The organism is Acinetobacter sp. UBA1496, assembly GCF_002324975.1.
Lineage (GTDB): Bacteria > Pseudomonadota > Gammaproteobacteria > Pseudomonadales > Moraxellaceae > Acinetobacter > Acinetobacter variabilis.
Genome location: NZ_DCRI01000108.1, coordinates 1 through 23488, shown reverse-complemented (window position 1 = coordinate 23488; position 23488 = coordinate 1). Strand labels below are relative to the sequence as shown.

General features: G+C 41.8%; 22 protein-coding genes. 15 read left to right on the top strand and 7 right to left on the bottom strand.

The window, feature by feature from the left end:
- Positions 1-19: 19 nt before the first annotated feature.
- The 3 genes from rapA to B3143_RS13915 all read left to right on the top strand — a co-directional run bounded on the left by rapA (position 20) and on the right by B3143_RS13915 (position 4199).
- A complete protein-coding gene (gene rapA, locus B3143_RS13925) occupies positions 20-2857 on the top strand; it encodes an RNA polymerase-associated protein RapA (RefSeq protein ID WP_286740921.1) in 2838 nt (945 codons plus the stop codon).
- Positions 2858-3003: 146 nt separating this feature from the next.
- Positions 3004-3270, top strand: a complete 267-nt coding sequence (locus B3143_RS13920; protein WP_214001355.1) for a PAAR domain-containing protein — start codon at positions 3004-3006, stop codon at positions 3268-3270.
- Between the two features lie 128 nt (positions 3271-3398).
- The gene (locus B3143_RS13915) at positions 3399-4199 is read left to right on the top strand and encodes an alpha/beta fold hydrolase (RefSeq protein WP_286740919.1); all 801 of its coding nucleotides are present in this window, start codon (positions 3399-3401) and stop codon (positions 4197-4199) included.
- A gap of 46 nt (positions 4200-4245) precedes the next feature.
- On the opposite strand, the gene fabR is transcribed toward B3143_RS13915, so the two are convergent.
- A complete protein-coding gene (gene fabR / locus B3143_RS13910; protein WP_004786319.1) occupies positions 4246-4923 on the bottom strand; it encodes an HTH-type transcriptional repressor FabR in 678 nt (225 codons plus the stop codon).
- A 153-nt stretch (positions 4924-5076) separates the two neighbouring features.
- Between fabR and B3143_RS13905 the strand changes: the two genes are divergently transcribed.
- Positions 5077-6141: a ferredoxin reductase gene (locus B3143_RS13905; RefSeq protein WP_214002318.1), complete on the top strand. Its 1065-nt coding sequence runs from the start codon at positions 5077-5079 to the stop codon at positions 6139-6141.
- A 14-nt stretch (positions 6142-6155) separates the two neighbouring features.
- On the top strand, positions 6156-7250 hold the full coding sequence (locus tag B3143_RS13900) for a fatty acid desaturase family protein (RefSeq protein ID WP_214001353.1): 1095 nt from the start codon (positions 6156-6158) through the stop codon (positions 7248-7250).
- A 53-nt stretch (positions 7251-7303) separates the two neighbouring features.
- Here B3143_RS13900 and B3143_RS13895 read toward each other — a convergent pair whose 3' ends face one another.
- Positions 7304-7969, bottom strand: a complete 666-nt coding sequence (locus B3143_RS13895; protein ID WP_005235152.1) for an HAD-IB family phosphatase — start codon at positions 7967-7969, stop codon at positions 7304-7306.
- Positions 7936-9141 (bottom strand): DUF1615 domain-containing protein, encoded by a 1206-nt coding sequence (locus B3143_RS13890; RefSeq protein WP_286740918.1) that lies wholly within the window; start codon positions 9139-9141, stop codon positions 7936-7938. The genes B3143_RS13895 and B3143_RS13890 overlap by 34 nt, the downstream gene beginning before the upstream one ends.
- 80 nt (positions 9142-9221) lie before the next feature.
- Here B3143_RS13890 and dusB point away from each other — a divergent pair, with 80 nt between their 5' ends.
- Both dusB and B3143_RS13880 read left to right on the top strand, forming a co-directional pair.
- A complete protein-coding gene (gene dusB, locus B3143_RS13885; RefSeq protein ID WP_214001350.1) occupies positions 9222-10247 on the top strand; it encodes a tRNA dihydrouridine synthase DusB in 1026 nt (341 codons plus the stop codon).
- Positions 10248-10492: 245 nt separating this feature from the next.
- Entirely contained in the window at positions 10493-11170 is a 678-nt protein-coding gene (locus B3143_RS13880) for a hypothetical protein (protein WP_214001349.1), read from the top strand.
- 64 nt (positions 11171-11234) lie between these two features.
- Here B3143_RS13880 and B3143_RS13875 read toward each other — a convergent pair whose 3' ends face one another.
- The gene (locus B3143_RS13875) at positions 11235-12278 is read right to left on the bottom strand and encodes an NAD(P)H-dependent flavin oxidoreductase (protein ID WP_214001348.1); all 1044 of its coding nucleotides are present in this window, start codon (positions 12276-12278) and stop codon (positions 11235-11237) included.
- A 208-nt stretch (positions 12279-12486) separates the two neighbouring features.
- On the opposite strand from B3143_RS13875, the gene B3143_RS13870 reads away from it, so the two are divergent.
- The 3 genes from B3143_RS13870 (at position 12487) to B3143_RS13860 (ending at position 15097) form a co-directional block, all read left to right on the top strand.
- The gene (locus B3143_RS13870) at positions 12487-13746 is read left to right on the top strand and encodes a putative DNA modification/repair radical SAM protein (RefSeq protein WP_175967365.1); all 1260 of its coding nucleotides are present in this window, start codon (positions 12487-12489) and stop codon (positions 13744-13746) included.
- Complete coding sequence (locus B3143_RS13865; protein WP_214001347.1) at positions 13746-14525, top strand: TIGR03915 family putative DNA repair protein; 780 nt, start codon at positions 13746-13748, stop codon at positions 14523-14525. Before B3143_RS13870 ends, B3143_RS13865 begins: the two co-directional genes overlap by 1 nt.
- Before the next feature lie 62 nt (positions 14526-14587).
- Positions 14588-15097 (top strand): hypothetical protein, encoded by a 510-nt coding sequence (locus B3143_RS13860; RefSeq protein WP_214001346.1) that lies wholly within the window; start codon positions 14588-14590, stop codon positions 15095-15097.
- A 44-nt stretch (positions 15098-15141) separates the two neighbouring features.
- Here the strand turns inward: B3143_RS13860 and B3143_RS13855 are convergent, their stop codons facing one another.
- The 3 genes from B3143_RS13855 to metK form a co-directional block, all read right to left on the bottom strand.
- The gene (locus tag B3143_RS13855) at positions 15142-16353 is read right to left on the bottom strand and encodes a YeeE/YedE family protein (protein ID WP_214001345.1); all 1212 of its coding nucleotides are present in this window, start codon (positions 16351-16353) and stop codon (positions 15142-15144) included.
- Between the two features lie 250 nt (positions 16354-16603).
- The gene (locus B3143_RS13850; protein WP_175967370.1) at positions 16604-16948 is read right to left on the bottom strand and encodes a hypothetical protein; all 345 of its coding nucleotides are present in this window, start codon (positions 16946-16948) and stop codon (positions 16604-16606) included.
- A 336-nt stretch (positions 16949-17284) separates the two neighbouring features.
- Positions 17285-18451 carry a methionine adenosyltransferase gene (gene metK, locus B3143_RS13845; protein WP_214001344.1) on the bottom strand — a complete coding sequence of 389 codons (1167 nt, stop codon included), beginning with the start codon at positions 18449-18451 and terminating at the stop codon, positions 17285-17287.
- 471 nt (positions 18452-18922) lie between these two features.
- On the opposite strand from metK, the gene B3143_RS13840 reads away from it, so the two are divergent.
- The 5 genes from B3143_RS13840 to B3143_RS13820 all read left to right on the top strand — a co-directional run bounded on the left by B3143_RS13840 (position 18923) and on the right by B3143_RS13820 (position 23422).
- Positions 18923-19306 carry a pilin gene (locus B3143_RS13840; RefSeq protein ID WP_214001343.1) on the top strand — a complete coding sequence of 128 codons (384 nt, stop codon included), beginning with the start codon at positions 18923-18925 and terminating at the stop codon, positions 19304-19306.
- A 441-nt stretch (positions 19307-19747) separates the two neighbouring features.
- Complete coding sequence (gene tkt, locus B3143_RS13835) at positions 19748-21736, top strand: transketolase (RefSeq protein ID WP_214001342.1); 1989 nt, start codon at positions 19748-19750, stop codon at positions 21734-21736.
- 135 nt (positions 21737-21871) lie between these two features.
- Positions 21872-22087 carry a hypothetical protein gene (locus tag B3143_RS13830; protein ID WP_004786275.1) on the top strand — a complete coding sequence of 72 codons (216 nt, stop codon included), beginning with the start codon at positions 21872-21874 and terminating at the stop codon, positions 22085-22087.
- Between the two features lie 204 nt (positions 22088-22291).
- The gene (locus B3143_RS13825; RefSeq protein ID WP_214002317.1) at positions 22292-22705 is read left to right on the top strand and encodes a GNAT family N-acetyltransferase; all 414 of its coding nucleotides are present in this window, start codon (positions 22292-22294) and stop codon (positions 22703-22705) included.
- A 129-nt stretch (positions 22706-22834) separates the two neighbouring features.
- Complete coding sequence (locus B3143_RS13820) at positions 22835-23422, top strand: YceI family protein (RefSeq protein ID WP_005235180.1); 588 nt, start codon at positions 22835-22837, stop codon at positions 23420-23422.
- The last annotated feature ends 66 nt before the right edge of the window (positions 23423-23488 follow it).

Genomic DNA, 23488 nt, shown 5'->3' with positions numbered 1-23488 from the left:
TCTTGTACTTAAGATAAAGGTGGAAAAATTGCAGCAATTTGCTATTGGTCAACGTTGGTTATCAGATACTGAAACAGAACTCGGTTTAGGGGTTCTCATTGATGTTGATGAGCGATCGGTCAGCATTTTATTCCCAAAAAGCGATGAAACTCGCGTCTATGCTCGCAGTAACGCACCCTTATCTCGTATCGTATTTAATGCAAATGACGAGCTGCAAGATCAGGAAGGTACGATCTGGACCGTTGAGTCAGTTGAAGATCGCAATGGCGTAGTGCGTTATCACGTGGTCCGTACTCTTGAAGATGGCACAGAAGAACGTAAAGCTTTAAATGAAACCCGTGTAGGCGCAACGATCCAGTTGTCTAAACCTTTAGACCGTTTACTGGCCAGCCAGATTGACTATAAAGAGTGGTATGACCTGCGTATTGAAGCCTTGCTGATGCAAGCCAATATGCAAACCAGTCCATTGCGTGGCTTGGTCGGTTCGCGTGTAGGTCTGATTCCACACCAGTTGTATATCGCACATGAAGTCGGTCAGCGTTTTGCACCGCGTGTTTTACTGGCGGATGAAGTTGGCTTGGGTAAAACCATTGAAGCTGGTCTGATCATTCATCAGCAACTTAAAACTGGCCGTTCTGAACGTATCCTGATCTTGGTTCCAGATTCACTGCAATATCAGTGGATGATTGAGATGCGTCGTCGTTTCAATCTTGAATTCTCTCTATTTGATCTGGCGCGTACTGCCTCGATTAAAGAGCATGATCCTGATCTAAATCCGTTCCTGACTGAGCAGCGCATTATTGCTTCTGTGGACTTGATGGTGGATCACGAAGATCTGCGCGAACAGGCGATTGAAGCGGGCTTTGATCTGTTGGTTGTCGATGAAGCGCATCACCTGATGTGGTCTGAGGAAGAAGGTGGCAATGACCGTTATGATCTGGTCGAAGAGCTGGCAGAGAAAACACCGGGCGTATTGTTATTGACTGCAACACCAGAACAGCTCGGTGTAGAATCTCACTTTGCACGTCTACGTTTACTTGATCCGCAACGTTTCAGTTCATTGGACCGTTTCCTGGATGAAGAAGAGCAGTATCAGCATACCGCTAAAATCGCTGAAGTGTTGATGTCAGATCTGCCACTTGAAGCAGAGCATTTCACTGCGATTGAAAGCCTGCTTGGTCATGCGATTGAAGATACCCCAGAGCAACGTTTCCGTGCGATTCATGAATTGCTAGACCGTCATGGTACGGGCCGTATCCTGTTCCGTAATACACGTGAGGCAATTCAGGGCTTCCCGGGCCGTGACTGTCAGCCAGCACCATTGCCAGCGCCAGAAAACTGGTCTAAAGATGGTAAATTGCGTGAGCAAATGTGGCCGGAAGAATCTCAACTCGATGGCTCGTGGATGGAAACTGATCCGCGTGTAATGTGGTTGATGGAAAAGTTGCGTACTGATCTGAAGCATAAAAAAGTATTGCTGATTGCGCGTAGTGGTCCAGTGGTTGAAGCGCTAGAAAATGTATTACGTCTGCATGCAGGTATACGTACTGCCATGTTCCATGAGGGCATGAGTCTGCTGGAACGTGACCAGGCAGCTGCTTATTTTGCTGAAGAATCTTATGGTGCACAGATTTTATTGTGCTCTGAAATCGGTTCAGAAGGCCGTAACTTCCAGTTTGCATCTGACTTGATCCTGTTTGATTTGCCAGCCAACCCGGATGTTCTGGAACAGCGTATTGGTCGTCTGGACCGTATCGGTCAGGAAAACCGTATCCAGATTCATGTGCCTTATCTGATGGGTACTGCGCAAGAACGTATGTTCCGCTGGTATAACGAAGCGCTGAATATTTTCAGCAACATTTCTCCAACTGCACAAACGCTGCAAGAAAACTTTATTGTTGCTCTGAAAGATTGCCTGCTGGCAGATAAAGGACAGGAATTTGAAGATCTGCTGGAAGAAGTTAGCGTACAACGTGAAGCACTGGAAGCTGAGTTGCAGGAAGGTCGTGACCGTCTGCTTGAGTACAATTCTTGCCGCCCCGTCGTGGCACAGGAAATTGTTAATGCGCTTGAAGACTATGATGACAATACCACCTTGCCAATGTTCATGAAGCGTTTCATGGCATCGACCAATATCGATTTTGATGAACAAAGTAATGGTACGGTGATCATCAAGCCAACGGATCAGATGCAGGTACAAGGTTTAACCCTGGATGAAGAGGGCATGACAGCCACTTTCTATCGTGACCAGGCTCAAATCCGTGAAGATGCACAGTACTTGACCCTAGAACATCCATTCACTGAAAGCGTGATGGAAATGATCATTACTCAGGGCTTTGGTAGTACCAATGTTACAGTCTTAAAGTCTGCAGCGTTACCACAAGGTTCTGTATTGATGGAAGTGTGGTTCAAGGTTGATGTGGTTGCACCAAAAGCACTAAACTTGCCATCAAGCTTGCCACAACAGCTGATCCGTGTATTGCTGAGTGAAAAAGGTCAGGACTTGTCTCAGAAGATTGCGCCTGAAATCCTGAAACCATATCTACATCATTTAGATGGCAATAGCTGCCGTCAGGTAGTGAAAGCGCGCCGTGAAGTAATTGAAGCGCGTTATCAACAAGCATTGGAATTGGCTCGTTCAGCATTACCAAACTTCAAGCAGCAGGCTAAAGAAGTGTATGGTAATAAATGGCAGTATGAAATTGACCGTCTGACTTACTTAAAACAGTTCAACCCAAGTATCCGTGAAGATGAAATCGCACGTTTACAGAAATTGCAGAAAGAAGGTTTGAGTTTGTTAGAAGGTTTATCCGTAACACCTGAAGCAATTCAGGTAATGGTCGTGGTTAAGCCATAAAGGTCTAATGAATTAAAAAGCGGCTTTCGGGCTGCTTTTTTATGACTGAAATTTAAATCTTCATTAAGTGCTTGGTCGGGCCGTGCTAGCTGATATTTTCTGTATTGTTTAAAATCAGCACACCTAAGAATAAGAAATAAAATACCATGTCCAAAGCATTGATTACTATTGGCGCGAAAACCAGCCATGGCGGTATGGTCTCTGAGTGTGAGAGCTCTTTTTTAATTAATGGTATGGCAGTGCATCTGAATGGCATGAAGCATTACTGTCCCAAGTGTCAAACTACGGTTACTGCAATTGCTAGTGATTTATCTACAATAGTCATAGGTAGGGCTGTAATCATTGCTGGAGATAAAGCCAGTTGTGGAGCCACTTTTTTACCAATGCAGAACCTGACTATTTCTAAAAAATAATGGACCATATGTCGATGTAAGCCAGGAGTGACTTAAAGGTCATAGATTGGTGAATTCGATCCTGTGGAATTTCATATTTTAATATTAAGCTTCTATCAGGCTTTATAAAGAAATGATCAAAGAAAATAATGAAACAGGTTTTGCATTTTACTCATGCCAATGGCATTCCATCGGCAAGCTATCGGAAGTTTTTAAATTATTTTCAGGATGAATATCAGGTCAAGGCGATTCCGCTGATCGGGATGAATCCAGCCTATCCAATTACCAAAGACTGGCGTTATCTAGTAAATGAAGTGATACAGGATATCCAGCAGCAATCTCCGGATCAAAAGGTGATTGGGCTGGGACATTCATTTGGTGGTTTGGTAACTTTAATGGCAGCCTATCAACGTCCGGAATTATTTTCCAAACTGGTGATCATGGATCCACCTTTCGTAATTGGGAAAAATAGTGCATTGTTTGAAGTCGTGAAAAAGTTCAACTTAAAAAGTATTGACCGCTTCACTCCGGCAGGTATTACCCTAAAACGTAAGGATTACTGGCCATCTAAACAGGACGCCGTTGCAGCGCTGAGATCGAATCGTCTGTTTAAGCATTTTGATGAGCAATGTTTTCAGGATTATATTGAAAGCGGGATTGTGCCTGATCAAGAGCGTGGAGGGGTAACTTTAGCTATTCCGAAACAGGTTGAGGCAGAAATTTTCCGGACTGTACCGGCCTGGTGGTGGCGTACACCAAGAAAACCACCACAGGTTCCGATACATTTAATCACAGCAGAGCGCAGCCAGTTTTATCAGCAAGGTTTACCACAAGGCATGTATAAGGTTTATCGGGTAGATTATTCAGTGGTGCAGGGCGGACATATGTTTCCACTAGAACATCCAGAAGTGACAGCAAACCATGTTAAAGCTAAATTGAATGAGCTTTAACCTTTATAATAAAAAAGACTCACTAAGAGTCTTTTTTTCAGCTGGTTTAACGGATCTGAGACTGATCCAGATGACGGGCACCTTCCAGAATCATGCGAATCATGATCATGGTTTGTTCCGCAATTTCCTTACGGTCTTCAGGTGCCATATCGATCACATTGGCTCCCATATTAAATACCAGTTGGGTAATCGCTCTGGCAGCAATCTCGGGATGAAATAATTTTTTATTATTAAGTCGTTCCAGACGGATCAGGTCTTCCTGAAGCTCCTGCTGGAAATAGTTCAGTTGGCGTTCGACTGCCTGTTTATAAGATTTTGAACCGGTATAGCCTTCACGTAATAACAAGCTTAAATTGCCTTCATCAGCATCCAGCTGGGCAATAAAGACTTCGACAGAACTACGGATAATACTATTCTGTTTCGATGCTTTTAGGCGGGACTCATTGAGAATCTGACGCAGCACAATCCCGGCACGATCAATCAATTCAATCGCCAGTTCATCGATATCTTTAAAATGACGATAAAAACTGTTCGGAGCAATTCCAGCCTCACGGGCAACTTCACGCAAGCTTAAAGATGAAATACTTTTTTGTGGTCCAATCAGGTTTAAAGCAGCCTGAAACAGTTCTTCCTTGGTAATGGTCGCTTTACGGCCCACACTACGGACAATAATGGGCTCATCAATGCTTTTCGATGGTAAAGACGCGTCACTGCTTATTTTCATTGAAGGCTCATTCATGAGGTGATTAGTAAAAGGCATTAACACATTATAACGAAGGCAGTCCAGCTTGTGAAATGATTAGAAACAATACAAATGTATATACAAGTATATATACAAGTGTATAATAATTAAAAATCCAAGGTGATGTCTAAAACGATGCCTGTACTCGAAAAACTTAAAACGCCATTAAATACGCTGAAAGAGAGTGTGATTGATCCATATGCGATTAATTTCTGGATGCAGAAATTAAATCCTCTATGGTCGATGAATCAGCCTTTAGGCAAGATCGTGCGCAAAGAAAATGCTGCGCAGGATATGCTGAGTCTGACGATTCGTGTCAATCATTTATTCCAGTTCGGTCAGGCGGGCCAGCATCATCCTGTATTTGTGGTGGTGAACGGCATTCGTTATGAACGTAGCTATAGTCTGACCCGTATTGATCAGCAGCATGTTTTATTGACGGTTAAAAAAGTGAATGCAGGTAAGGTTACCACCTGGTTTGCTGAACAGGCTGAAGTCGGCGATATCATTGAATTCGGTCAACCTTTCGGTGACATGACTTTGCCAGAACAGAGCAGCCCATTGCTTTTGCTTGCTGCGGGTAGTGGTATTACACCAATGCTGAGTATACTGGAAGCTTTAAATGATAAAGCTGAATTGGTTGCACCAGTAACTTTATGGTATTGGGTCAAGAAAAATCAGGATGCTGCTTTCATTGCGCGTTTTGAAGAGCTGACACAAAAGTTTTCAAACTTTTCTTATCAGGTATTTGCAACTCAGGAACAACCGGCTGCGCCGCGTCTTGATGAATCTTATCTAGATCAATTGCAGGCATTGGAACACAGCACAGTCTATGCGTGTGGACCATCAGGTTTTGTTGCGACTGCAGAACGACTGTTTGCTTCAGCAAAACTGTTCAAAAGTGAAGCTTTCAGCATGAGTCTGAATGATGAAGCTGATACTGGTTTTGTCAATGTAACCCTGACTCAATCGAAAAAAATTGTCACGATTCCTAAAGGTCAGTCGATTCTGGTGGGTCTGGAACAGCAGAATATCCGACCGACCCATGGCTGTCGTATGGGCATCTGTAATAAATGTGCCTGTAATAAAGCAGAAGGTTCAACCAAGAATTTGGTCAATGGCGCACAAAATACCGAGCCAGGTAATCTTTTAAAAATTTGTGTTAACTCAGCGCAGACTGACCTTGTCATCGACTTATAAGCGAGTTTTATCCTATGAATATGCCAGTAAAATTACAGTATTTTAAAAATCCTAAAAACCGTGAACTGACCCAATCTGAGCTAGATGAACTTGCACGTGAGCTTGATGCCATCAAACAGGAAGTGCTGGATGATTTAGGTGAAAAAGATGCCAAATATATCCGTCGCGTATATTCGAGCATCCGTTATTCATCGATTGCAGGTCGTGCCTTATTATTCGCAGGCTGGTTTCCGCCAGCATGGTTGTTGGGTACAGGCTTATTAGGCTTTGCCAAAATCATGGAAAATATGGAACTGGGTCATAATGTCATGCACGGTCAATATGACTGGATGAATGATCCGAAGCTCAATGGCCAGACTTACGAGTGGGATATTGTCGGAACTTCAGACAACTGGCGTCAAACCCATAACTTTAAGCATCATACCTATACCAATATTAAAGGTATGGATGATGATATTGGTTATGGCTTGTTGCGTTTATTCCCTGAGCAACGCTGGAAACCAGGCTATTTATTACAGCCAATTTACAGTATTCCATTTTGCTTATTATTCCAGTGGGGCGTAGCCATTCAAAACCTTGAATTGGGTAAATACTTCAAAGGCCGTAAAACCAAAGAACAAACTCTTGAAGAATGGGAGCCAATGCAGCGTAAAATTGGTAAGCAATTATTCAAAGATTATGTATTCTTTCCGTTGATTGCAGGTCCTGCAGCATTACCGGTATTGACAGGTAACCTGGTGGCAAATGGTCTTCGTAATATCTGGACTTTTAGTATTATTTTCTGTGGTCACTTTACTAAAGATGTAGAAGTGTTTCCGAAAGCCGTCATGGAAAATGAAAGCCGTGGTCACTGGTATATGCGTCAGATTCGTGGTTCTTCAAACTTAACCGGTTCTGAAGCGTTTCATATTTTGACTGGACATTTAAGCCATCAGATTGAACATCACTTATATCCAGATGTGCCTGCACGCCGTTATCGTCAAATGGCGCCAAAAGTAGAAGCAGTATGTAAAAAATACGGCTTAAACTATAATAATGCCAGTCTGGTAAAACAGTATGGCAGCGTGATTAAACGTATCGTGAAATATGCGTTTCCGTTTAAGAAGTAAGATAGATTTCAATAAAAAATCGCTGTTCATAGCGGTTTTTTATTATTCTCAGTTTAATTAATTATTTTAAGTTCAGACTTGGGTAAATTCATTTCAAGTAATGGAAGTACTTTATCTCGTCCTTCTAAATAAGCATACTGTGCAAGGCTTAACATTGCCTCATCTTCCTCACTATTTCCATAAGCATAAATTTCAGCATAATCTTCTAAATTATATTTTTCCAAGATTCTGCTTTTCTTCTGATCCTTACTACAATCAGGTGTGTTGTATAAACCTGTCATTTCGCCTGTCAGAATTTCTACTTCACTACAAATCAGGTCAATGCCTAAATAAGTACAAACCGGTTTTAAATATAAATTTAACGAGGCTGAAACGAGAACGACTTGATGCCCGAGTTGCTGGTGTTGTCTGAGTTGCTTTAAGAGCTTGGGATTCAATCTTAAAACAAGCCGCTGTGCATATTCTTCGGCAAGCTGCTGAATTTCCTGCGCATGACTATTTCTGAACATGGTGTAGTACAGTTTTGGTCGCATCGCATGAGCAGGATAGAGCTTAAGATAGTAAGCCTGAATCCAAGGCAGAATACGAAGTCCACGTTTCAGAATTTGCCTTTTCTTTAAAGCATAGAAAATGAACCCTGTAAAACTGTCATAAGGATATAGGGTTCCATCAAAGTCAAATAAGGCTAGAGTTTTATGTTTTTGATGCGGCGCATGCATGTTTGATAACGACCATCGACACGGTTGGCAAACCAGTTAGTATTATACTCACGACTCAATTTTGGGCCTGAGATCACGACTTCTGGCATCATTGCATAAATTGGCTCTTTACCGGTTTTTTCTTGATAAAGTTTACTGATGCCACGATAAGTCATAGTATCCTCAAAATCTTTAACTTTTTCTTTCTTTAAGTCAGCCCGAATCTGACGTTCAGTAATAATAAAATTATTTTTTGCAAAAACGTTGATGAGCTCTCGTTCAGATTGACTCTTTTGTGAGCGAATCGCGCCATCTTTAGTATATAGTAGTAAATCGCCATCCAGACTCAACTCAGCTTCGGTTAAGCTATTTAACATGCTCTGGAATGCTGCATTACGGCTGGAATACATCCCAGAGTTATAATCAGCAAAGCGATAAATCGGTTTTTCATAATCCGCAGGGTACATCATCAATCGATGAATCCCGTAATAGAGTCCGCCATACTGGCTATACAGGTCACTACGTAAATCAGCAATACTACCACCTTGACGTTTATATTCCTTGGCATAGCTGATATGAACCTGCATAGAACCCAAGGTTGTAATCGGATTCATTTTTTCGCCAATATTTTGCCCAAACAGTTTAGCTGCACCTGTCAATGCACTTACATGATAATGCTTAGCCATGTAATCAAAGATTTCACGATAAAGTTCATCTAATTGACGTTCGGTTTTGACCCGACGCATCTGGCTTAAATAATTGTCTTCTGGGCTTGGATGGTTTTTTAGTACATCCTGGAAATATCCTGCAACTGTTCCACCGATACTTTCACCAAGTTTATCTTTAAATTTTTCTTCCAGCCGTTCCTGAACTTCTTTAACGGCTTTTCCACCAAGACCAGGAACTACCGGGTCTGCATTAAAGTTAGATTCCTGATCGACAACTGCTACGATTGAACAGATATTCTCTTTAGTTTGTGGAATACCGAGCTGGTCAGTAATGTCATAAATATCTTGTGCCCAGGATTCGCGCTGACTGACACGACTTGGAATGGCTTTGCGAATATGTTCAACTTCAAGAGTTGGTTCATCATTTGACCACCATGAACCATTGCCACACCCTACAAGGCTAATAGATAAAGCAAGTAGGGATAAGGACTTAAGAGAAAAAGCTTGAGCAAAATATTTGTTCATGGTGTCGTAAATAAATTGAAAAGATGAGTGAACAAGGCAGATGCAGTATACTATGACCATTAGAAAAGTGATGAATTTATATGTATATTGGTCCCTATCAACTGTCAAATAATTTGATTGTCGCTCCCATGGCAGGTGTCACCGATCGTCCATTTAGAACCTTATGTAAGTACTTCGGTGCGGGTCATGCAGTCAGTGAAATGATGACTTCTGACAAGACCTTGCGCATGAGCAAAAAGAGCTTATATCGGGCAAATTTTGATGGTGAGCTGGCACCAATCTCAGCGCAGATTGCTGGTTCTGATCCGCATGACTTAGCTGAGGCAGCACGTTATCAGGTTGCAAATGGAGCACAAATTGTTGATATCAATATGGGTTGTCCAGCCAAAAAAGTCTGTAATAAGTTGGCTGGTTCTGCCTTGTTAAAGGATGAAGATCTGGTTGCACGTATTTTAGATGCAGTCGTCGCTGCAGTTGATGTTCCTGTGACTTTAAAGACCCGTTTAGGTTATCTGAATGGACACGAAAATATTCTGCGAGTTGCAAAACGTGCTGAAGACGCGGGGATTGCAGCATTAGCATTACATGGTCGTACTCGTGAAGACATGTACCTCAATACGGCACGTTACTCCTTAATCAAGGAAGTTAAAGAGATGCTGAATATTCCCGTGATTGCGAACGGAGATATTGATAGCTCTGAGAAAGCCAAATATGTACTGGACTATACAGGTGCAGATGCCATCATGATTGGCCGTGCTGCACAAGGACGTCCGTGGATTTTTCGTGAAATTGCACATTATTTAGAAACTGGAGAGCATCTTGCTGCACCAAGTATTGCTGAAGTGAAAAATGTGTTATTAGGACATCTATCTGAGCTTTATGAATTTTATGGTGAATACTCAGGTTGCCGTATTTCGCGTAAGCATATTGCCTGGTATACCAAAGGTTTACGTTCCAGTAATGAATTCCGTCAAAATATGTATCAGGTAGAAAACACTGCCGATCAATATAAAGTGGTGGAAAACTATTTTAATGGACTACTAGAACAAGGCCATATCATGAGCGATGTACAAGTAGATCAGGTGAATCTGTTAGAAACTAAATAAAAAGAGAGATTTCCTAGTTCTTCTAAAAGGTACTGTAGTAAATACAGTACCTTTTTTATCTTATAGCTAAAATTTTATATGCTTCCGTTACATTAAAGACTGTAGTGAACATAGCCGCATATTAAGTTCACTGAAACTGGACAGGATATGGACATTGTTTACGTGAAATTGCTCTAAACTGAATTTCTAGCATGGCAAGATGTTTATTCAATCTTGTTCATTCTCATGATCAAGGGAGATCTATAATGACAAATACCAATCGTCCAGTTACAGACTTTGGCAATAAAACCTCGACTGAATTACCAGAGGAACGTAGTGACGCATTAAATCAAGATGCAACAGATGCCAGTGCTCGACCAGATTTGAATTCACCTCAAAAAGATAATCCTCGTGTGCCAGATATGAATGAAGGCGAGGATAATGTACTTGCTACCAGTGCAGGTACTTTAGGCGGGGCAGCAGTTGGAGCGACTGCCGGTCTGGTAGGTGGTCCTCCAGGTGCAGTAGTAGGCGGTATCATTGGCGGTGTTGTAGGCGGCATTGCAGGAAATGATATTGCTTCACCTGATCATTCGAAACAGACGGATAACTACGAGCATCCAGAAAATCATCCAGAGGCAGATAATTATCAGCATCCGGACACGATTAAGCAGGAAGATGATTACTGGAGAACTGAGCATACTAACCGTCCGTACTATACTGAATCACGTATTACCTACAGCGATCTAGACTATGATCGTGACTATCGTAGTGCTTATCGGGTTGGTTATGAAAACCGTCCGCTATATGACCGTCAGACTGACTTTGAACATGCCGAACCTGAACTACGAACTAAATGGGAACAGGTGAAAGGTGAATCTCGTTTGAATTGGGAAGAAGCAAAATTTGCGATCAAAGATGCTTGGCATCGTATGACGCGTTAAAAGAATCCATATAAAAAACCTCTCTTTGGAGAGGTTTTTTTATGTTCTAAAATTAAATTTTGCTTTATTTTTGTTTCATTTCCAGCACTAACTGATTAATTAAATCAGAGGCTTCCATCTCACGAATTTGCGCCACATTTGAACCAGCCCAAAACGCGCCATAACCCTGATCACCATGTTTGGACGCTGCTGCATGTAACTGCTTGGCCAGATCATAAGTATATGGATAGGCAGGTACATCCAGACGATCAGGAGTGTCGATGTCTATATGCCAGTGATTAATGATGCCACGCGCTGGACGGCCGGAAATGCTGGCACTAACTTGAGTCAGCGGCTTGGACAGTAGCGCTTTACGATAGGCGTCATTGGCATTGGAAGATTTACACTGAACAAATGCCGTGCCTAATTGTACTGCTTCAGCGCCGAAGTCCATCATCTGACGTGCTTGTTTACCATTCATGATTCCGCCTGCAGCAACCACTGGCAATGAAAAATGCTGTTTTATTAACTTGACCAGATTAGAGGTTTTGACTGAGGCATCAAACTTGGTGCTAAAGATACCTCGGTGACCTCCAGCCTCAATGCCTTGAGCAATGATGATATCAATCCCTGCCTCTTGAATGGCTTTGGCCTCAGCAAAATTGGTGGCAGATACCATCGTCAGAATACCGGCATCTTTTAGAGCCTGAACCTGATGCGGAAGAGGAATGCCAAAATGAAAGCTGACCGCACATGGTCTGGTTTCCAGAACCAGATTCAAGAAATCATCATTGTCTTTAAAACTTGGGTAAATACAGTGTAATTGAGTGGGTGGATTAATTCCGTATTCAGCAAATTTATCTTTAAACTGGTCAATCCAGGCTTGAGCTACGTTTTCATCAAGAGGCTGGCTGTCATGACAGAAAAAGTTAACCTGAAATGGGCAGTCTGTAAGTTCCTGAGTTATTAAAATCTGCTGGCGCGCAGATTCTACGCTGCTGGCTCCCAAGCCGAGCGAACCCAGACCACCTTGATTTGAAACTTCCGCTGCCAGTTCAGGTGTCGAAACGCCTGCCATAGGGGCCAAAAAAATAGGATGTTTTATTCCAAGTTTTTCTAATAAAGACATAGATTTGCTCCCTGTTACTCTACCTACTTTGCCTATAGCCGCAGAATTAAGCAAATCATATTGGTTATTTTATTTTGAAATAATGCTGTATGGATAACGGTTCAATTACATTTCTTACGACATGAGATGTCGTCACAAAGACAGCAAAGCTATAGTTCAGAACAGGGAAAATTTATAATAGGTTTTTAGCCAACAACTTGCTGAAATCATGTCTGATCGTATCCGAGAAAAACTACAAATTTTAGCTGATGCCGCCAAATATGATGTGTCCTGTTCATCGAGTGGCAGCAACCGCAAAAATAAAGACAAAGGCTTGGGCAATACCGGAAATGGGATCTGTCATAGTTATACTGAAGATGGCCGCTGTGTCTCATTACTGAAAATACTGTTTTCCAATGTCTGCATTTTTGACTGTGCCTATTGTGTCTCCCGTCGTTCCAATGACGTAAAACGTGCTGCATTTACCGTGCAGGAAGTGGTCGATCTGACCATGAATTTTTATCGCCGTAATTATATTGAAGGGCTGTTTCTCAGTTCGGGAATCTTTAAATCAGCAGATTACACCATGGAGCGGATGTTGCAGGTGGTGAAAAAGTTGCGTCTTGAAGAAAATTTTAATGGTTATATTCATCTCAAAACCATTCCTGGAGCATCACAGGAGATTATTACTGAAGCAGGTTTATATGTCGACCGGATGAGTATCAATCTGGAAATGCCGACCGAAGCAGGCTTACAAAAGTTTGCCCCAGAGAAAACCCATACTGAAGTACAAAAAGATCTGGGAATTGTGCGGGACCGTTTAATCCAGTTGAAAGATGAACGTAAGATCATCAAATCCGTTCCTAAATTTGTTCCTGCAGGGCAGACCACGCAAATGGTGGTTGGTGCGCATAGTGAGACGGACAAAGATATTATTTTGATGGCTGATCGGCACTACAAGGAGTTTAAGCTGAAACGTGTGTATTTTTCTGGCTATATTCCGATTAATCCCGAAGAAAAAGCCTTACCGGCAATTGGCTCAGCACCACCCTTATTAAGAGAAAATCGTCTATATCAGTCTGACTGGCTGATGCGTTTTTATGGATTTTCAGCAGATGAAATTGTAGATGACCAGCATCCAAATCTGGATCTGGATATTGATCCAAAGCTGAGCTGGGCTTTACGTCATCCTGAGGCCTTCCCGGTTGATATTAACCGGGCCGACTACAAAATGATTTTACGCGTGCCGGGCATTGGAGTACGTTCTGCCAAAAAGATTGTACAGGCACGCCGTTTTGGTCAGATTCATATTGACCAACTGAAAAGGATGGGCGTGGCGTATAACCGGGCACAGCATTTTATCCGCTGTGCAGATACACCAAAATTTAAAAAGGAGCAGCAATCCCAGCAGATTCGCCAGCAGATTTTACAAGCTGGTCAATCCAAATATCAGCAACAATTGTCACCTCAACTGGGATTCGGTTTCTGATGGCACACTACTGTTTTGATGGCACCATGACCGGTTTATTAAGTTGTATCTTTCGGGCTTTTGAATTTAAAGAATTTGATGTCAAGGTGACTGCCAATCCGCAGGCACAAAATGGCTTATTCGATGATTTTATTCATGTGGCCTCGAATGAAAGTCATGGGCAACGTGTCTGGCAAGGCTTAAAACAGAAAGTATCATCTAGCAGTTTAAAGGCCTTTTATTATGCTTTTCTTTCTGAAAAAGAACAGGCATTTCAGAACCTGTTCGATTTTGCAGTTTATGTATTTAAAAACCAACGGCCGGTTGATAAAGATTATGGCCATCATGCAGTCATCGGAATGTCACAATGGTGCAAACAGGTCGGGCGTGAAAAGCATCGTATGGAAGCTTTTGTCCGCTTCAAAAAAGCCAAAGATGGATTGTTCCTCAGTCTGGTCAAACCGGATTTTAATGTACTGCCGATTATTTCCCGGCATTTTAAGGAACGTTACCAAGATCAGCGTTGGTTAATTTATGATGAGCAGCGCCAGTACGGTATCTATTACGATTTAGATGATGTACATCAGATAGAAATGAATGCAGAAATAGTTGATCCACAAATCCGGATTGGACATAGTCAGTCTTTTAGCATTGAACTGGATGATGAAGAAGTACTCTATGATCAGCTTTGGAAAGATTATTTTAAAAGCGTGAATATTCAGGCACGACAAAATATGAAACTGCATATCCAGTATGTACCTAAGCGCTACTGGCGTTATATGAATGAGAAAGTACTTTAAATAAAATCTTCGCCCAAGTTTAAGGCATAATGGCAGCTAATATTTAGATCGAGTGTATAGATATGAAGGTATGGCTGGCATCATTAGCTATGGTAACTGGATTGGCTGCATGTTCAGCAGAGCAACAGAAAATAGCAGTAGATCCGGGTAAATATCAGGTTAAAAGTGCACAGGAATTACAGCAACGTTTTGATGATCTAAACAGTAAGTTGGCACAGGACTTTCAGCAATTTAAAAAAGTAGAAAGCATTGCCTTTTCTCATCAGCTGCCTCTGGATGTAAATAATCTGCAAACCTTGAATCAGCATCCTGTCAGCCGGACTGCTCTAAAATCCAGTAAAGTGGCCTATTGTGACATGATGAATGGCTATTTTGCCGAGATGTATCGCTTGGGGCATTATAATCTGAATCTGGTCGATCAGATCCAGTTACCTAAAGCCGAGAATGAAGACCTGAAATCCAATTTTGCATCTAGCGATCAGTTCTATACTTTTATTCTGGATCGTTATACCACTTATCGCCAGGTTCAACAGACCATGAATTATGGCTGTAACTTAAAAGCTGCGTTATAAGTATGAAGCTATAAAAAAGCCCATCACAAAGATGGGCTTTTTATTTAGCAACCAGTTAATTTTTCTGGTTGAGGTTTCTCACCGGGGAAGAAAATTGGACGAAGTTTTACACCCAGACCATTTCCAAGGAATGCAAAGACCAACCATAACCAGCCATGTACGCTGCCTGAAGCAATACCACTAAAATAGGCACCAATATTACAGCCATAAGCCAAACGAGCGCCATAGCCGAGCATCAAGCCGCCAATAACCGCAGCAACCAATGAACGTTTTGGAATATTGAAGTTCGGAGCAAATTTACCTGCCAGACTGGCAGCCAATAATGCACCAAGCATGATGCCAAAGTTCATCATGGACGTAATATCGAACCAGAGCGATTCAGATAAGGCCTTGGCATTTGCTGGTTGCTGCCAATACGCCCAAGAGGCTACATCAATTCCAACAAAACTTGCAGATTTCGCGGCCCAGACAGCAAGGGCAGAAGTAACCCCCCATGGACGACCAGCCAGCGCCAAAGTAGCAAAGTTAAGCAGGGTTAAAATGATTCCGCCCCAGATTAATGGCCACGGACCACGTAAAAAACGTTTCCAGCCCTGATGCTGGCTTTGAGGTTCAACTTCTAAATTGCCATGACGTTTCTTTTCAAAAAAGATAGTTGCAGTAGCAATAACAGCAAAAATAACAAAGCTCAAAACAAGTGCAGGAATGACACCAAAACTTTCTACAATGGAGATAGGTGCGAAATGAGGTAGGTTAAACCACCAGTCAATATGCGAAGTCGCAATCAGTGAGCCGGCACAGAAAAAGAACAGGGTGACCAGCATACGGGCACTGCCACCACCCACAGTATAGAGTGTACCTGATGCACAGCCGCCACCGAGCTGCATGCCAATCCCGAAAAGAAATGCCCCGATCACCACAGACAGTGAAACCGGACTGACAAAGCCTTGAACTGGATTACCGAACAGTTCACCTGCGCCTAAAGCAGGGAAAAATAGCAATACAGCAAGACTCAGCATGATCATTTGGGCACGTAAGCCACGACCACGACGTTCTTTAATAAAGATGCGCCAGCTGGAGGTAAAACCAAACGAGGCGTGATACAAGGTCATGCCCAGTGCACCACCCACCAGAAATAATAGAGCCTGGTTTAGACCTACGATGTGATAAGCACCGACAGTTCCTAATACAAGTAAAATAAAAGCCACACAGACCGAGAGATTCGATCGCTGGGAAGACGCAGCAATAACAGACATGGGAGATCAAGCTTTAAAAATAAAGTCGCGTATATTACGCAATTTCTCACTAAAATGGGCTGATCTAAGGCTACTAAGAGTCAATTAAACATCCTGATAACTGATAATAATTATGACTTTAAATGATATAAGGTCGTGATTATTTCAAAAGATATCAGCTTAATTAGAACAATCACCTGCCTAATAGTGAAACGTATAAAAAGTTTAAAAGCCTGCAAAGCAGGCTTTTAAAGATCGAAAGCTTTAAAAATTAATTTTCAGCTTTCTCACGTACTTTGCCTGCACCTTCTTCAATAGCACCGGCAGTTGCAGCAGTCGCGTTTTTAGCGGCTTCAGCAGTGGCATCGGCTGCTCGAGAAGTCGCAGCGGCGGCTTCATCAGCGGCACGGGAAGCATTTGCAGCCGCATTATCCATGGCTTGATCAGTTTCTTGAGAAGCCTCATGAGTGGCATCTTCTATATCATGGCCTGCTTGATCAGCAGCATTTTCTAAATGTTCGCCAGTTGTCGCACCTGTTTCAGGATTTTCTTTCTTATTACAACCCACTAAAGCAACGGTTGCAGCTAAACCCAAAGCAACAAGTAATTTATTCATCGTGTCATATCCTTTGTAGTTGTAAGGTCGAAAACAGTCTAGCGAGTATTTATTTGAATTTATGCTAATAATTAGATCAGAATTTGTTCGCTAAATGTAATTTTTATAAAGACTTATACAATTTCTGCTAAATATCAATCGTCTGATTATTTGAATGTATTTTCTTACAAACCTTGTGTGGATTGCTTCTCACCGCTTATAAAAAGTGAGTTTATCTGCTTTAAGATGTAGTTTTAGATGTAACAAAACACAACTATTTCCGGCTCAATTTTTGTCAGGCTAAAATTAGAAGCCATAAAAAAGCCCGCATAAAGCGAGCTTTTAAAACCTGAAAACTTATAGACCAGCAGATGCTTTAAGTGCTTCGACTTTGTCAGTTTTTTCCCAAGTAAACGCAGTATCTGAACCTTCACGACCAAAGTGACCATAAGCAGCAGTCTGTTTATACATCGGTTGGATCATGTTCAACATACGGGTAATACCGTATGGACGCAGGTCAAAGTGCTCACGTACCAATTGAACGATCAATTCATCAGACACTTTGCCTGTATTGAAGGTATTGATTGAAATTGAAGTAGGCTCGGCTACACCAATCGCATAAGACACCTGAATTTCACATTTGTCTGCAAGACCCGCAGCGACAATGTTTTTCGCAACATAACGGCCTGCATAAGCAGCAGAACGGTCAACTTTCGATGGATCTTTACCAGAGAATGCGCCGCCACCGTGACGTGCCATACCACCGTAAGTGTCTACAATGATTTTACGGCCAGTCAGACCACAGTCACCTACAGGACCACCGATCACAAACATCCCGGTCGGGTTGATGTGGAATTTGGTATCTGCATGGAACATGTCGGCAGGAATGATTTTTTTCACGATTTCTTCAATCACAGCTTCTTTTAAATGAGCTTGTGAAATTTCAGGATCGTGTTGAGTCGAAAGCACAACAGCATCTAGACGAACAGGTACGCCATTTTCATAAGCGAAAGTCACCTGGCTTTTTGCGTCTGGACGTAACCAAGGCAATGTACCGTTACGGCGTAATTCAGCCTGTTTTTCCATTAAGCGGTGCGCATAAGAAATTGGCGCAGGCATAAGTACATCAGTTTCACGGCTGGCATAACCAAACATCAAGCCTTGGTCGCCGGCACCTTGATCTTCCGGTTTCTGACGGTCTACACCCTGAGCAATTTCAGGAGACTGTTTACCGATCATGTTGATGATCGCACAAGTCGAACCATCAAAGCCAAGGTCAGAATGATGATAACCAATACTGTTAACGGTATGGCGGACAACCGCTTCAAAATCGATGTTCGCAGTTGTTGTGATTTCACCGGCAAGTACAACCGCACCTGTTTTTACAAGCGTTTCACAAGCAACCCGTGCATATGGGTCTTCTTTTAAGATTGCATCCAAGATAGCATCACTGATTTGGTCAGCCATTTTATCTGGATGGCCTTCGCTTACAGATTCCGAAGTAAATACAGCGTACTCGCGCATAGTCCTATCACAGTTAAATTTAAAGACCCGATATGTTACATCGACTTGTGCTCTAGGACTAGCGCAACTCGACAAAATTGCACGAAATTGTTTCAAATTATTGTGCTTTTATTTGATTATTGGAATTAAAAAAACTGATATGCCTAATTAAACAGCAGGGTGGATTCATTTAATAAACTTAATAAATAATCTGTGAATTGATAAGAGACGCTTATTAAGCAGTGATATTTCTAAACAAATTTGCATAACTAAGTACTAAGAAAAATATAAAAATTAAATGCCTCAAATATCAAGGAAAGTGATCATTCTATTAATAAATTAAGGTGGGTGTATTGACCACACGACAGACAGCCTTGCTGCAAATAGTACGACTCTGCATAGTAGCTTCAAGTCTTCAGAAACCGCCTGTCAGGAAGTGGCGAAATCTTTTGGTATGGATTTGTTTAAAAGACTGTACGGAGATGAAAAAGCATGTATCAAAAGGCGTTTACCTTGATTGAAGTCATGATTGTACTCACGATTATTGCCATTCTGGCGACAGTAGCAGGCATGAGTTATCACAGTTATGTAGTGCGAAGCCAACTAGCAGAGGTTTTTAAGCAGGCAGGTAGCTATCGAACTCAATTTATTGCATCGGATGGCCATTGTGATGCAGGCCGTCAAATTGGCAGCGGAACCCAATATATTGAAAAAGTCGTGATCAATGCCGCTTGTCGGATTGAATTTAAGCTACGGCAGGATAGGGTAGATACGGCAATCCGTGGGAAATCCATCGCTTTTGATGTCTATAGCGGCAGTTGTTCGTCGAGCGATATCAGTCAGCGTTATTTACCTAAAGATTGCCGAGGACAATAATTTTCGTGGTATCGATTAGCCTGATTGAACTTCAACCTTTATCTTTTCATGTCTGATGATCTTGGGCAGATAATAGATATTCACATATGCATTTTTATGGACTGGAAAAGATCACTTATTTAAGTCTGGATCTTCTGTTTTGACTCCTATCTGGATGTATCTTGGAGAGGAATTCAACATATTGTGAAAGTTTAATTTATAAAAAATAGTTAAGAATAATCCCAGATTTATCATCTTATTAGAATCTAACTTAGATTCTAATCAATCAATGCACCTTAAAAGTGCAGAATATTTATCCGATAGGTAAATACAAGATCAATAAATTGATAAATATTGTAGGCTAGTCTTTACCCCTCGCTGTTTTTTTAAGACAATAGACGGCAGTTTTGAAAGTCTTTTCATCATTTCCTATTTCTTCTGAATTTATTTGGACGCTGATTTATGACAACCCCGCTTAATGAACGTCGTATTGCAAACGCAATTCGTGTATTGGCAATGGATGCTGTGCAAAAAGCAAACTCAGGACATCCAGGTGCTCCAATGGGGATGGCAGATATCGCTGATGTGGTTTGGCGTGAATTCTTAAACCATAACCCAACAAATCCGAATTGGGCTAACCGTGACCGTTTCGTATTGTCGAATGGCCATGGCTCTATGCTTCAATACGCACTTCTTCATTTAACGGGCTATGATCTTTCAATTGAAGATCTTAAAGCATTCCGTCAACTTCATTCTAAAACTCCAGGTCACCCAGAATTGGGCTATGCACCGGGTATTGAAACAACCACTGGTCCTTTAGGCCAAGGTATCGCAAATGCTGTTGGTTTCGCACTGGCTGAGAAAACTTTAGCTGCGCAATTCAACAAAGACGATATCAAAGTTGTTGATCACTACACTTACTGCTTTCTGGGCGATGGCTGCTTGATGGAAGGTGTTTCTCACGAAGCATGTTCTTTGGCAGGTACTTTAGGTCTAGGCAAGCTGATTGCTTACTATGACGACAACGGCATTTCAATTGACGGTGAAGTTGAAGGCTGGTTCTCTGACGATACAGAACAACGCTTCAAGTCTTATGGCTGGCAAGTGATCAAAGTTGACGGTCATGATGCTGATGCAATCCGTCAAGCGACTGTTGAAGCAAAAGCTGAAGCGAACAAACCAACCATCATCATGTGTAAAACAGTGATCGGTTTAGGTTCACCAAACAAACAGGGTAAAGAAGACTGTCACGGTGCACCTTTGGGTAATGACGAAATCGTATTGACTCGTGAAGCGCTTGGCTGGTCAGACGAAGCATTTGTCATTCCTGAGGATGTATACACAGCTTGGGATGCCAAAGAAAAAGGTTCACAAGCTGAAGCAGCATGGAACGAAACTTTTGCCGCTTATGCAGCAAAATATCCAACAGAAGCAGCTGAATTAAAACGTCGTCTTTCTGGTGATCTTCCAGCTGACTTCGTTGCAAAAGCAGATGCTTACATCGCTGAAGTAAATGCGAAAGAAGAAACCATTGCAACACGTAAAGCGAGCCAAAATACGTTACAAGCACTTGTACCTTCATTACCAGAAGTACTAGGTGGTTCTGCTGACCTTGCAGGTTCTAACCTGACACTTTGGAAAGGTGCACAAGGTGTACAGGACAATCCAGCAGGTAACTATGTTCATTACGGCGTACGTGAATTTGGTATGACTGCGATTGCCAATGGTGTAGCATTGCATGGCGGTTTCATTCCTTATGTAGCAACATTCCTGATGTTTATGGAATATGCACGTAATGCAGTACGTATGTCTGCGCTGATGAAACAACGTGTGATTCATGTCTACACTCACGATTCAATCGGTCTGGGTGAAGATGGTCCTACACACCAGCCAATCGAACAAATCGCATCTTTACGTGGTACACCAAACCTGAATACATGGCGTCCATGTGACACCGTTGAAGCAGCGATTTCCTGGAAATCTGCTTTAATGCGTTCAGAAGGTCCAACAGCGTTGATCTTCTCTCGTCAAAACCTGCCATTCCAGACTCGTACTCAAGCACAAATTGAGAATGTAGTGAAAGGTGGTTATGTTCTGGCTGAAGAAAAAGGCGAATTGAAAGCGATTATCATTGCGACTGGTTCTGAAGTTTCTCTTGCAATGGAAGCTTATGCACAGCTTGAAGGTGTACGTGTCGTATCTATGCCATGTGCTGAAGAATTCATGAAGCAAGATGCTGCTTACCGTGAATCAGTTCTTCCTGCAGCGATTCGTGCACGTGTAGCGGTTGAAGCTGCACATGTAGATTACTGGTGGAAATTTGTAGGTCTTGATGGTCGTGTGATCGGTATGACCACTTACGGTGAATCTGCACCTGCTAAAGACCTGTTCAAACACTTCGGTATTACAACTGAAGCTGTTGTAGCAGCTGTAAAAGAGATTACTGCTTAATCAACTGATTAAGTCGTTTTTTAAGGGCGCCCCAGTTTTGGGGCGTCTTTTGTTTTTTCGCTTTCTAGCCTTGTTTTCATGTGGCAACCGCTAAAAAGTGTTCTCCCATAATTGAAATGAAAGAGTGAGATAAACATGAGCTTGTATGAACAAATTAGTGATGAAATTACTTTAATGGATGCAGGCGAGCAGAAATGGATCGGGCAGGATCTCCCCCTTGAAGCAATGGTTGCGGTTGAGCTATTACTTCAGGAAATGGCTGAAGAAAAAATCATTAAAGTACGTCGCAAGAACCATGAAAAGCATTCTGGTTTGAAACAGGTGGATCGTATTCTGGTTGAAAAACTTTAAATATAAAGCGTGAAAAGTCCCTAATTGGGGCTTTTTTTATGTCGGATGATTTCCATCTGACAGGTTGCTTATGAGCGCCAGATGAGATAAAGCTAAGTTGAAGTTGCTATAAAAATTCCGCGACCACTATCGAAACGACTTAAATTAAAGAAATAAGCCAAAGAAGCAGTTAAACATGAATATACAGCCCTAGATCCAGATCAAATCTCACAGTCAGAATGGCTATCTTTATGGCAAGACTATCAACGCTTTTATCAAACGCAAATTTCGGATGAGGTAAGTAAAAATACCTGGGATAAATTAACCAATTATGAATTAGATTCAATGTACGGTTTTGCGGCCTTGATTGATGAAAAGGTCGTTGGGATTGTGCATGTCATCGAGCATAACAGTAGCTGGACAGTAAGACCATATGCTTATTTGCAGGATCTATTTACCTATCCGGACTATCGCGGACGGGGCGTGGCGCGAAAGTTGATTCAGCATGTCTATCAGGTAGCGCAGCAGCGTAATTGCGACCGGGTTTACTGGCTGACTCAGGAATCAAATCATCAGGCGCAAGCGTTGTATAACAAAGTCGCCAAGAAAACTGGATTTATTCAGTACCGTATGGATTAAAGCTCAAAAATTAAAAAAATAACTTACAATTTTATCGTTTCATTGCTGCAACAAAACGTTTTATCTTTAAGGCTGTAAACGGTTCCAGATTCTATACACTTAATAACATCCAAAACGTGAGATAAAAACATGAATTTAAAAACATTAGCATTAGGCTTGGCGGTCGCATCTGTAGCAACATTTTCTATGGCAAAACCAGTGGCTTATACGATTGACCCGACTCATTCAGCAACGGTTTTTTCTTGGAGCCACTTTGGTTTCTCTACACCATCTGCAAACTTCAGTGATATACAGGGTACGATTAATGTTGATAATGAAAAACCTGCGAATTCTTCGGTCAATGTGAATATCCCGGTTGCAAGCATTAATACGAATGTGAAAGCGCTGGATGACCATATTAAGACAGCAGAATTTTTTGATGCTGCCAAATATCCGAATATCACTTTTAAAAGTACTAAAGTTCAGGCTTTAGGCAAAAACAAATACAAAATCACCGGTAACTTAACCGTGAAAGATGTCACTAAACCTGTGGTACTGGATGCAGTTTTAAATAAACAAGGCGTACATCCAATGACCAAATTACAAACGATTGGTTTTAATGCAACCACTTCATTTAACCGTTCAGCCTTTGGGGTAGGCGGCTATGTTCCAAATGTGGGCGATAAAATTACAGTGAACATTACTACCGAGGCTTCTGTACCTGCTCCGAAAAAGTAAGAATGACAAATTAAAAAAGCACCCAATAGGGTGCTTTTTTATTACGGTTGGCGGATTCAAGCAGCA